The 10,953-nt window shown below is 32.0% G+C and carries 13 protein-coding genes; 10 read left to right on the forward strand and 3 right to left on the reverse strand.

Annotated features, from left to right (window positions below):
* A partial coding sequence (locus tag AC2A1C_RS15230) for a hypothetical protein (protein ID WP_484026767.1) occupies positions 1–316 on the forward strand: 316 nt, incomplete at its 5' end.
* Positions 317–324: 8 nt separating this feature from the next.
* Here the strand turns inward: AC2A1C_RS15230 and AC2A1C_RS15235 are convergent.
* The gene (locus AC2A1C_RS15235; protein ID WP_484026768.1) at positions 325–789 is read right to left on the reverse strand and encodes a VOC family protein; all 465 of its coding nucleotides are present in this window, start codon (positions 787–789) and stop codon (positions 325–327) included.
* Between the two features lie 240 nt (positions 790–1,029).
* Between AC2A1C_RS15235 and AC2A1C_RS15240 the strand changes: the two genes are divergently transcribed.
* From AC2A1C_RS15240 to AC2A1C_RS15255, 4 genes are all read left to right on the forward strand, one after another.
* Positions 1,030–2,547, forward strand: coding sequence for a TROVE domain-containing protein (locus AC2A1C_RS15240; protein ID WP_484026769.1), 1,518 nt, complete (start codon positions 1,030–1,032; stop codon positions 2,545–2,547).
* Between the two features lie 208 nt (positions 2,548–2,755).
* Positions 2,756–3,043 carry a hypothetical protein gene (locus tag AC2A1C_RS15245; RefSeq protein ID WP_484026770.1) on the forward strand — a complete coding sequence of 96 codons (288 nt, stop codon included), beginning with the start codon at positions 2,756–2,758 and terminating at the stop codon, positions 3,041–3,043.
* An 87-nt stretch (positions 3,044–3,130) separates the two neighbouring features.
* The gene (locus AC2A1C_RS15250) at positions 3,131–3,397 is read left to right on the forward strand and encodes a hypothetical protein (RefSeq protein WP_484026772.1); all 267 of its coding nucleotides are present in this window, start codon (positions 3,131–3,133) and stop codon (positions 3,395–3,397) included.
* A 187-nt stretch (positions 3,398–3,584) separates the two neighbouring features.
* Positions 3,585–4,115, forward strand: a complete 531-nt coding sequence (locus AC2A1C_RS15255; RefSeq protein ID WP_484026773.1) for a DUF6584 family protein — start codon at positions 3,585–3,587, stop codon at positions 4,113–4,115.
* 508 nt (positions 4,116–4,623) lie between these two features.
* Here AC2A1C_RS15255 and AC2A1C_RS15260 read toward each other — a convergent pair.
* The gene (locus tag AC2A1C_RS15260; RefSeq protein ID WP_484026774.1) at positions 4,624–4,839 is read right to left on the reverse strand and encodes a hypothetical protein; all 216 of its coding nucleotides are present in this window, start codon (positions 4,837–4,839) and stop codon (positions 4,624–4,626) included.
* Between the two features lie 82 nt (positions 4,840–4,921).
* Positions 4,922–5,431 (reverse strand): hypothetical protein, encoded by a 510-nt coding sequence (locus AC2A1C_RS15265; RefSeq protein ID WP_484026775.1) that lies wholly within the window; start codon positions 5,429–5,431, stop codon positions 4,922–4,924.
* Between the two features lie 127 nt (positions 5,432–5,558).
* On the opposite strand from AC2A1C_RS15265, the gene AC2A1C_RS15270 reads away from it, so the two are divergent.
* From AC2A1C_RS15270 to AC2A1C_RS15290, 5 genes are all read left to right on the forward strand, one after another.
* Positions 5,559–7,307: a glycoside hydrolase family 3 protein gene (locus tag AC2A1C_RS15270; RefSeq protein ID WP_484026777.1), complete on the forward strand. Its 1,749-nt coding sequence runs from the start codon at positions 5,559–5,561 to the stop codon at positions 7,305–7,307.
* 77 nt (positions 7,308–7,384) lie between these two features.
* Positions 7,385–8,539, forward strand: coding sequence for an N-acetyl-alpha-D-glucosaminyl L-malate synthase BshA (gene bshA, locus AC2A1C_RS15275; RefSeq protein WP_484026778.1), 1,155 nt, complete (start codon positions 7,385–7,387; stop codon positions 8,537–8,539).
* A 29-nt stretch (positions 8,540–8,568) separates the two neighbouring features.
* On the forward strand, positions 8,569–9,840 hold the full coding sequence (locus AC2A1C_RS15280; RefSeq protein ID WP_484026779.1) for a DUF2851 family protein: 1,272 nt from the start codon (positions 8,569–8,571) through the stop codon (positions 9,838–9,840).
* Position 9,841: 1 nt separating this feature from the next.
* A complete protein-coding gene (locus AC2A1C_RS15285) occupies positions 9,842–10,078 on the forward strand; it encodes a PspC family transcriptional regulator (protein WP_484026781.1) in 237 nt (78 codons plus the stop codon).
* Positions 10,079–10,091: 13 nt separating this feature from the next.
* Positions 10,092–10,607, forward strand: a complete 516-nt coding sequence (locus AC2A1C_RS15290) for a GNAT family N-acetyltransferase (RefSeq protein ID WP_484026782.1) — start codon at positions 10,092–10,094, stop codon at positions 10,605–10,607.
* Positions 10,608–10,953: the final 346 nt, after the last annotated feature.

The following is a 10,953-nucleotide window of genomic DNA, read 5'->3' on the forward strand; positions in this document are numbered from 1 at the left end:
AAATTACAAAGAGAGTACTTTAGGAGGATCACTTTTGGATGGAACATTTCAGGGGATGAAACTATTTTTTAAGCGGGAATCTCGGAAAAAGAATTTGAATATTAGTATAACAAATGCTAAGTTAAAGAATCATCTTATCCTTTTTGCTTCGGTAATTGGTGAATTAAATTACTTAGGCGCAACAAGATCTAAACTAGGAACTCCAAAAGTTCAAAGTGAAATCAAAGAATTCGTTTATCAGGAATTGAGATCTTATTTTATAGATAAAGAAGATGAATTAAAAGATATTATTGACATTCTACATAATAATTATTAAACTTCCTTTCAAAAAAGGGAGTTTTTCTCTTTAGTTTCCATCCATTCCTCATAAGAAAGCACACCCAATTCCGGTTTTCCATCACCTTCCAAGATCGAAATAAATTCCAGTTGATTTCCATCAGGGTCATTAAAATATATTGCTAAAGCAGGCATCCATGCAAAAACCATTGGTTCTTCAATTCCGTTTCTTAAAAAATTATAAGGCTTTAAATTTTTATTCTTCAAAAATTCGACAGAATAATTCAGAATATCATCTTTATCTACAGTAAAAGCAAAATGCCTTCTCTGCAAATTTTCTTTCTGTTCCCATAAACCCAACATAGATTCTTTATTTTTCCCGATCCATAAAAAAGCAATCGGACGGGTTTCGTCTTTATGAGCAAATTCCAATCCTAAAATTTTAGTGTAAAATTCTACTGCATTTTTCAGGTTGCTTACCTGAATATGTGTTTCGTATAATCCTTTAATCATTCAGTTAAATTTCAATAAAGCAAAGCTAAAAAACAGATTTCCAAAAGTTTCAAACCATCAATTTCTTTATTTAAAATGAATGATAGATAGATTTTATTTTTTTCTGACAATAAAAATTAAATGATTTTCACAAAAATTCCCACTACGCAAAAACATTGCGTAAAAGCATCCTTACTTTGCATCAGAAATCAGAGAGAAAGTGATAATCCTCTGAAATGTTTAACAATAAAAACAGTAACAATGAAATTTAATTTTTTAAAAAAATCGAATAACGTAGTAAACAATTACGAAGGTGCAAAAGCATACACCATGACACCTGCAGAAGAATTATACAGTGCTGTTGTTACAACAGGATTATCCAATACAACCTATGAAAAGGGAAATGACAGATTAACAAGAATCCAGTCTCTGATTAAGAAAAACGATCCGGAATTCGTGGCAAAACTAGCAGTTTATGCAAGAAAAGATATGTACTTGCGATCTATTCCGTTGGTTTTGACAACCGAATTGGCGAAACAAATTTCGGGTACAGATTTGGTAAGCAGAACCGTTGACGGAGTTATCCAAAGAGCAGACGAAATCACAGAATTGTTGGCGTATTACCAATTGGCAAACGATAGAAACGATTTGAAAAAATTAAACAAACTATCAAAACAAATCCAAAAAGGTTTGGTAAAATCTTTCAACAAATTTGATGAATACCAGTTCGCAAAATACAACAGAAAAGCGGAAGTTACCTTGAAAGATGCCCTGTTCTTGGTTCACCCAAAAGCAAAAGACGAAAATCAGCAAGCTATTTTCAATAAAATCGTAAACGATTCATTAGAAACACCTTACACTTGGGAAGTTGAGCTTTCTGTTCTCGGTCAGACAAAATTTGCCAATGATGCAGAAAGAAAAACGGCTTTCAAAAACAAATGGGAAGAACTTATTTTCAGCAACAAATTGGGTTATATGGCAACCTTGCGAAATCTAAGAAATATTTTGGAAGCAGGTGTTTCTTCGGACGCAATGTACAAAGTTTGTAATTATCTGTCGGACGAAAAAGCCGTAAGAAATTCAAAACAATTACCGTTCAGATTTTTGGCAGCGTATAGAGAACTGAAAACAATCGATTCAAAATATTTGTCATCCATCTTGGAAGCATTGGAAGATGCCGTAATGGTGAGTGCAAAAAACATCAAAGGTTTTGGTTTCGATACTTCGGTGGTAATTGCGGCAGACGTTTCCGGTTCTATGCAACAGCCGATTTCTCCGAAGTCTAAAGTATTGTTGTATGATATTGGTTTGCTAATGTCGATGATGTTGCAGTCTCAGTGCAAAAACGTAATTTCGGGTATGTTTGGTGACACTTGGAAGAGAATTCCGATGCCTAAAAACGGTATTTTGAGAAACGTAGATGCATTCTACAAAAGAGAAGGTGAAGTAGGTTATTCCACAAACGGTTATCTGGTAATCGAAGATTTGCTAAACAGACGTGAAAAAGTAGATAAAGTAATGTTATTTACCGATACTCAGCTTTGGGATAGTAATAGAGGTGGAAATTCTTTTGAAAATTCTTGGAATCAGTATAAAAGATTTAACCCAAATGCAAAATTGTATATTTTTGATTTGGCGGGTTACGGAAAACAACCGTTGGATGTCAGAAAAAATGATGTATACCTTATTGCAGGTTGGTCAGACAAAATTTTCGACGTACTGAATGCTTTGGAAGACAAAAAATCAGCTGTAGAAATGATAAAAAAAGTAGTGCTGTAAAAGGCACTGCTTTACATTAATTATAAGTGATAAATGATAAATGATTTTTGTTTTGAATATTACTATAATTTAGGAGCTTAATCCCGCTTTCCGCTGTATCTTTTTCTTTCCAGCCGCTTTGTCAGGCTGAGCGTAGTCGAAGCCAAGCTAAAGAAAAAGGATGCCGCTGCAATCGGGGCTAGAAAAAAATAATTTTAAAAATGAACCTATGAATGAAAAAGAAGTATTAAACTATTCAGATGAAGAAGTGATAAAAAGAATAATTAAACTAACAGAGGGATTGGCTAACTTTTGGAAAAGTTCTCATGGTTGGGCACCTATAAAGGCTTCTGATTTAATGTCAAAATCTAGACTTGATTGGCAAGCATCTTTAGCTAGAACTCTTAATTTATTTAAATGTGATAAGGCACAAGAAGAAGAGGGGACGCTTATACTTGCTTGGACAACATTAGGTAGCTTAGTAGAAGGAACATTAAAATTATTTTTATCAGTTTGATATAATGATTATGAGCACACAACAACTAAAACATCATTAAAGGGATTTGAAGATATAAAAGGTTATTTAATAGAACCTGATATTTTGATGCTTGAAAAGCTAAGGCTTTTTTTCGATAAAGAAATTTATCCTACAGATATACAAAAGATATGGGATGAACAAGGAAGGCTAAATATCATTGAATGGATTAAGAAAATACAATATAAGCGTAATGCAATTCATGCATATAAGCATAGAGACATTGGAAGTTTTAAAGAATTTTTTAACGAATTGAGAAACTATTTGATTTTTATGAGACGTTTGACCGATACTTTTCCTTATCCTGATATGATATATAAACCTACTGAAATTTAAAGTTTGACCGATGCCGTAAGAAAAGAAATCCTTCGACTTCCAATTGAAAAAAGAGTCTTTTCAATATTTTGCTCGGTTTAAACTAACCAATGTCGTTATCATAAGAGTTTCATCGTCAAACTTCCAATTTGAACAATATTCAAAAACTCTTATAACTTGTTACTTGGTTTTTAATAATAAACAAATCATGGGAACTATTTTCTACAGAATTGAAGAAGACCTGAAAGCAGGAAGAAAGAAAAAAGCCTGCGACAGATTGAGAAATTTGATCAACGAATTTCCTGATGATATTTCTCTGAGAGAAAAAATAGCACAAATTTATTATGATGCTGGATTTAAAGATGAAGCTGGAAAATTCTGGATTTTGTCGGAGCCTAAAAATGCAGAGATAAAAGATGCAGTGGGACTTTACAGAAACTCTTTGAGTAATTCAGGAAACGCTATTTTAAAAGATATTGTCTTCCGTGGAGATAAAACTCAACTTTCAGAATATGCGAAAAATATTTTAAAAGAACTAGAATCAGATAGTTTTAAGAAAACAAAACACATTCCTGATTTCAAAAAAAAGGGAAGAGAAAAAGGAAATTATAAAGAATCTAAAGATAGTTTTTTAAATAGAGTTGGATTTTTTCTGCTTATTGGAGCAATTATCTTGCTTCCGATTTTAGGACTCATAAAATTATTTGAATTATTATCTAAAATAATTTCATCTGCGTAAAAAGAATGCGCATTAACATGATAATTTTGCGGTAACAAAAAACAGATAACTTAAAAAAAATAACCGATGCCGTAGAAAAGAATTTCTTCGATTCCAAAAAGACAGAGTCTTTTCGCAAATTGCTCGGTTTTAAAAACTATTATACAAGTGCCGTAGATAAGAGTTACTTCGATTTTTTACAAAGGTTCGAATCCTTTCGCTGAAAAGGCGTGGTCGAGTGGTTAGACAATTTTTTAAGACAGCTTTTATCAAAATTTGCCTTGTAATTTTTTAGAAAAATTAATATATATAAAAATCAAGTGTCGTTTTAGAATCATACTTCGAGATTGGTTAAACATTGGGTCGCAGGTTCGAAATACGAAGTATTCGTGAATTCCTAAAATACAATAAAATAATTATGAACAATCCTGCCTTTTCCCTCGAAAAGGAGAAGTAGCTCAGTCGGGTAGAGCAAATGCACGGAAGATTCTATAATTATTACCTTGATTTAAAAAAATAAAGAGTGCCGTTAGAGAAAACTTACTTCGGTTATATTAGGTTCAACTCCTGAAAATAAATCTGAAAAATGGTTTATATAAAGCGTTTTCTCGCCTTTTGCCTCTTTACAAATACATAAAAGTGTCGTAAAGAAAAAATACTTCGTCAACAGCTGAAGGGGAGGAATAGCGAAGTCGGTAATTCCGGCAAGGCTATCCGGTTCGATTCCGGCATGACACAGCCCCATTTTTTTTCTTGATTATTACCTTTTAATCAAAAATTCCCGATAAAAAAATATCGGGAATTTTTTATGCTGGGTTTTTAATGATTTACAATGTTTTCACTTTAGAATCATCTATTTTGTAATATTGAATTACACTATTATAATCACTATAATCAACATTAGAGGTTTTTCCGCCTTGTGAAGCAGGGATAAGAACAACTCTGAAAGTTTGATTGTTGAGATATTGTGGTGTGGTGGAAAGATCATAAGTTCCACCCGCATAAATTACAATATCGTTTCTGGTAAAATCAAAATCATAATCCAATTCCCCTTGTGTTAAATACAATGTTCTCGGAATCTGTTGCCAAACTGGATTTCCATTAGAAGTTCCGCTTTGTCTGTAAATCAGCACCATATCCGTACTTTCCAAAGGACGGGTAAATTCTTTGTAAATATTGTAACCAAGAGTGGAGCTATAGGTGAAATTTTCATTCCTGATATCTAATACTACAGGATAAGTATCATTATCCACAAAAGTAGTATCATCATCATTGTCACAACTTACCACAAAAAAAGCAAGCATACCAAAGAGTAAAAGAGAAAAAAGACTTTTCATAATTTTAATTTTATTTGGGTTATTTATTAATTTTAAGGTATCCAAAACACATACCATTTTTTAGATAACATCGGATATCAAAGGTTAAATTTGTATTTTTGTTGGAACAAGATTTAAACAACAAAAAATGAAATTCTCGTCACTATTTTTTAGTATAGTATTAATTACCAATATATTAAAAGCGCAATATCTGCCTAAAAACATTTCTAATTCGGAAATAAAAAAAGCAAATAAATGGGTAGAAAACACTTACAATTCTCTTTCGCAAGACGAAAAACTCGGTCAGCTTTTTATAGTAGCTCTGTATACTAACAAAGATGAAAACCATATCAATCAGGTTCGGAATATTGTCGAGAATGATAAAATTGGAGGTCTTATACTAATGCAGGACAATGCAGCGCGAGAAATTAGTCTTGTGAACGAATTCCAAAGCAAATCAAAAATTCCTTTAATGATTGGCATGGATGCAGAATGGGGACTTTTCCAGAGAATTGCTACTGCTCATAAATTTCCATGGGCTATTACTTTAGGTGCTATTCAGGATAAAAACCTGATTTATCAAATGTCTCAAAAAATTGCAGAAGATTGTAAAAGAATGGGCATTAACTGGGATTTTGCTCCGGTTGTAGATGTGAATACCAATCCAAAAAATCCGATCATCGGAAACAGAAGTTTTGGTTCGGATGTACAGAATGTCATTAGTTCCGCTCTATCCTACTCTACAGGTTTGCAGGATTCTAATGTTCTTGCTGCAATTAAGCATTTTCCAGGTCATGGCGATACCGATACCGATTCTCATTTGGATCTACCTGTTGTTTCTCATAATATGGAACGTTTGAATTCCACTGAGCTTGCTCCTTTCAAAGCATTGATGGATAAAGGAATTGGTGGTGTTATGGTAGCACATTTATATGTTCCCACATTAGAAAATCAAAAAGGAATTCCCGCTTCTGTTTCGCAAAAAATAATAACCGGACTTTTAAAAGAAAAACTCGGTTTCAAAGGATTGATTATTACGGATGCCTTGAATATGGGTGCAGTTGCCAATAAATTTAAACCTGGTGAATTAGATGCCTTAGCTTTCAAAGCGGGAAATGACATTATGCTTTTTTCTCAGGGTGTTTCCGAAGGAAAAAAATTAATACAAAAGGCAATAGACAATGGTGAAATTCCGCAAAGCCGTGTTGAAGAAAGTGTAAAGAAAATTCTTTTGACTAAATATTATTTAGGACTTTCAAAATACGAACCTAAAAATCCTGAAAATATTAATGATAATCTGAATAATGATTCGCACAAAAAATTAGTTCAAAATCTTTACTCAAATGCTTTAACTTTATTGAAAGATGAAAAAAAACTTCTTCCTCTAAATTGCAAGGAAACATACTACTATGTTTCTTTGGAAGAAGCTCCTTACCAAACTTTTCTGAATCAGCTAAATCTGGGAACAACAGTAATCGTAAAAAAAGCCAATGAAATTTCCTCAATTCCTTCCAATTCTAAAGTGATTGTAGGATTTCATAAAGACAATTCCACCGCTTATAAACCTTATAAAATTTCAGATGAAAGCAAACGAATTTTAGCCGAGATTAGCAATAATCAGAATGTAATATTGGATGTTTTCGGAAGTCCTTATGCTTTGAAAGACGTAGATATTTCTAAAATATCAACAGTTTTGGTTTCCTATGAAAATAATGAAGATTCCATGATTGCCACAGCAAATGCATTGAATGGACAAACTAAAATCTCCGGAAGGCTTCCTGTTTTAGTGAATGATGTGCTAAAATTCGGGATGGGAATGGATTTGAATGCCGCTTCCAAAACAAATTTTAAGAATGCCGAAACTCAATCTTCTTCATCAAAAACAAATATTGAATAATTCTAATGAAAATCAGTAGCAAATGAATATAGTTTTGCTACATTTAACATTCAAAATATTGATCTAAAAAAATAAAAATGAAAATCGGAATTCTCTGTTATCCAACCTATGGCGGAAGTGGTATTGTTGCTACCGAACTTGGAATGTCGCTTGCCGAAAAAGGGTATGAAATACATTTCATTTCCAACAATCTTCCTGCAAGATTGGACATTACCAACCCGAATATTTTTTTTCATAAAGTAAACGTTCAGACCTATCCGTTATTTCAATATCAGCCTTATGATATTGCACTTTCGTCGATGATTTACCGAGTTGTAAATCTTTATAAATTAGATCTTCTTCATGCACATTATGCAATTCCTTATGCATATGCCGCTTTTACGGCAAAACAAATGCTGAAAGAAGATGGAAAAGACATTCCATTGGTAACCACACTTCACGGAACGGATATTACTTTAGTTGGCCAACATCCAAGCTATAAGCATGCAGTTGAATTTTCTATTAATAAATCAGATACTATTACTTCTGTTTCCGAGAGTCTAAAAAAAGATACATTACAGTTTTTTAATATAAAAAAGGAAATTCAGGTGATTACCAATTTCATTGATAATTCTGAATTTGAAGATTGCAAAGAATGCAGCAGAATACAGTTTGCACAACCGGATGAAAAGATTTTGATCCACGTTTCCAATCTTCGTCCTGTAAAAAGAGTAGAAGAAGTTTTGCAGATTTTTAAAAACGTTCAAAATAAAATAAAATCTAAACTTATTATCATCGGGGAAGGTCCCGAGATGGAAAAAATTTCTCAATTTTTGGAAGAAAATCCAACTCTAATTGATAAAATTCGCTTGCTGGGAAGAGTAAATGATTTATATAGTATTCTACAGATTTCGGATGTTTTTCTATTACCTTCGGAACAGGAAAGTTTCGGATTGGCCGCTTTGGAAGCAATGGCCGCTTCAACTCCAGTCATTAGTTCCAATGCTGGTGGAATTCCGGAAGTCAATATACAGGGAGAAACAGGATTTTTGGCAGAAGTAGGAAATGTAGAAGCGATGAGCAATTACACCATTAAATTATTGAGTGATGAAGAGCTTTTAAATCAAATGAAAATAAACGCTAAAAATCAGGCATTAAAATTTGATCTTAAAAACATTCTTCCTCTGTATGAAGAAATGTATAAACAAACTATTGAAAGTTTTCAATCTAAAATTTTAGCCATAGAAAAATAATTCTAAACTCAAATTCGCTAAAACACAATATGACGGAAAAACTCCTTCAATTCCTCTGGAACTATAAGGTTTTTAATACTATTCATTTTAAAGATACTCAAGGTAATTCTATTGAAATTCTGGATTTTGGAAAATGGAATCATAATTCCGGACCAGATTTTTTGTATGCAAAAATCAAAACGAAAAATATAGTTTTGGTTGGAAATATTGAAATCCACCTTAAATCTTCCGACTGGATCTTTCACAAACATTCTGAGGATTCAGCTTTTGGAAACATCATACTCCACGTTGTTTTTATTAATGATCTGGAAATTGAGGAAATTGTAGAAAAAAATATTCCTACTCTGGAGTTGAAAAATTATATTGATTTTTCAGATTTGTCGAAATATGAAACTTTCCTACAGGAAACCCAATTTATTCCTTGTGAAAAAATATTTGATTCAGAAAAAATCCCTCTCGATTTTCATGAAGAAAATCTGCTTAAAAAATTAGACGAAAAGTCCGTAGAAATCGAAAACAATTTAAAAAAATATAAAAACAATTACGAAGTTGTTTTATTTCATCTACTGGCCTACTCTTTCGGATTGAAAGTGAATGCTTCTGTTTTTCAGGAATTGGCGGAAAATATAGATTTTTCCATCATTCAAAAAATCAGACATAATCAAACACAACTTGAAGCTCTATTTTTCGGAAAAGCAAACTGGCTGGAAGATCCACAAGATGAACAAACGAAAATCTGGAAAAGAGAGTTCGATTTTCTGAAGGTAAAATATCAAATATCGGATGTCATATTTTCTCCAAAATTCATGCGGCTACGTCCTCCTAACTTCCCTACTCTACGGCTTTCTCAATTGGCTCATCTTTATCATCGGGAACAGAATCTTTTTTCAAAAATCATAGAAGCAAAAAATGCGGAAGAGCTTTATTCAATATTTGACGGAATTAAAGCAAATAACTATTGGGATTCGCGTTTTACATTCGGAAATAATTCTGAAAACATACATGAAAAAGTTTTAACGAAAGATTTCGTCGATATTATTATTCTCAATGCAATTCTACCTTTAAAATATACTTATTACAAAAATCATAATAAGGAAATTGCAATCCAAATTATTCAATTTTATAAAAGTATTTCTGCTGAGAAAAACTCTATTATCAATCAATGGAAAGATATTGGTGCGAAAATAAATTCTGCATTGGAGAGCCAAAGTTTTATTTATCAACACAAAAATTATTGCACTACAAAAAATTGCTTAAATTGCATCATTGGATTTGAGCTGCTAAAAGAACCAAAATTTTAAAATGAAGGAACCAAAATTTATTAACAATCTTCGTCATAAAATCGAACGTGAATGGTTTGGTGTACTCACAAGAATGGGCACAAAACTTGGGATTCCTGTTTCTAAACTAAGAGTTTTTTTCATTTATTCTACATTTGCTACAGCAGGAATTTTTTTCCTGATTTATCTTGGATTAGCATTTATGCTTTGGGTAAAAGATATTTTTATCACAAGAAGACCCAACGTTTTTGATCTGTAATTTCCACCAAAAAATGGAATTTAGTTTTATATTTTCTATAGAAGACACAAGAGCAAAACAAATTTACAATTCCTATATCCGGACTTTTCCTGAGAATGACAGACGCAGTGAAACGCAATTTCTGGAGCTTTTTGAAAACCCGAAAGTAAAAATAACAAGCGTTTCTGAAAACAAGGAAAATGTAGGATATCTTGTTATCTGGAAATTTTCCGAGTTTGCTTTTTTGGAACATTTTGAGGTTTTCTCAGAATTTAGAAACCAAAAATTAGGCTCAAAAATTCTTGAAAATTTACTATCTCAATATCCAAAAATTATTCTGGAATCTGAGCCTTCTCATTTTGATGACATGGCTTCGAGACGTATTAATTTTTACAAAAGAAACGGATTTTCTGTAATTGATGAGAATTATATCCAACCCAGTTACGAAGAAGAAAAAAAACCTGTGGAATTGTGGCTTTTATCTTCTTTCTACCCTGAAAATACTGAACAAATCATTAAAGATATTTATAAAACAGTTTATAAAAAATAAACATTATTAGATTTTAACTCTATACTAACAGACAATTCAGAATTCTTATTTTTGATTGTTTGTAGCCTACTAATGAATAAAATGTTTCTTCAAATTCGGTAGATACTTTTCAGTATTACAAGAACTTCATTCGCAATCGCAAATACTAATTGAGTTTTGGTTATCCAAAAATAAAGAGAATCCGTCTCATAATCGAAACGGATTCTTTTAAGTACTTATTATGAAAACAACATTTTTACTGACAAATCAGGATAATAAATAACTGAAAAAATGTGATTTTTTGCTCTCAAAAATATTGCAAAATCTTCTCTGTTCAAGTCTTACTTTTACCATTAAAAAATGTAAT

The organism is Chryseobacterium sp. HNCC26DJ241 (assembly GCF_057180505.1).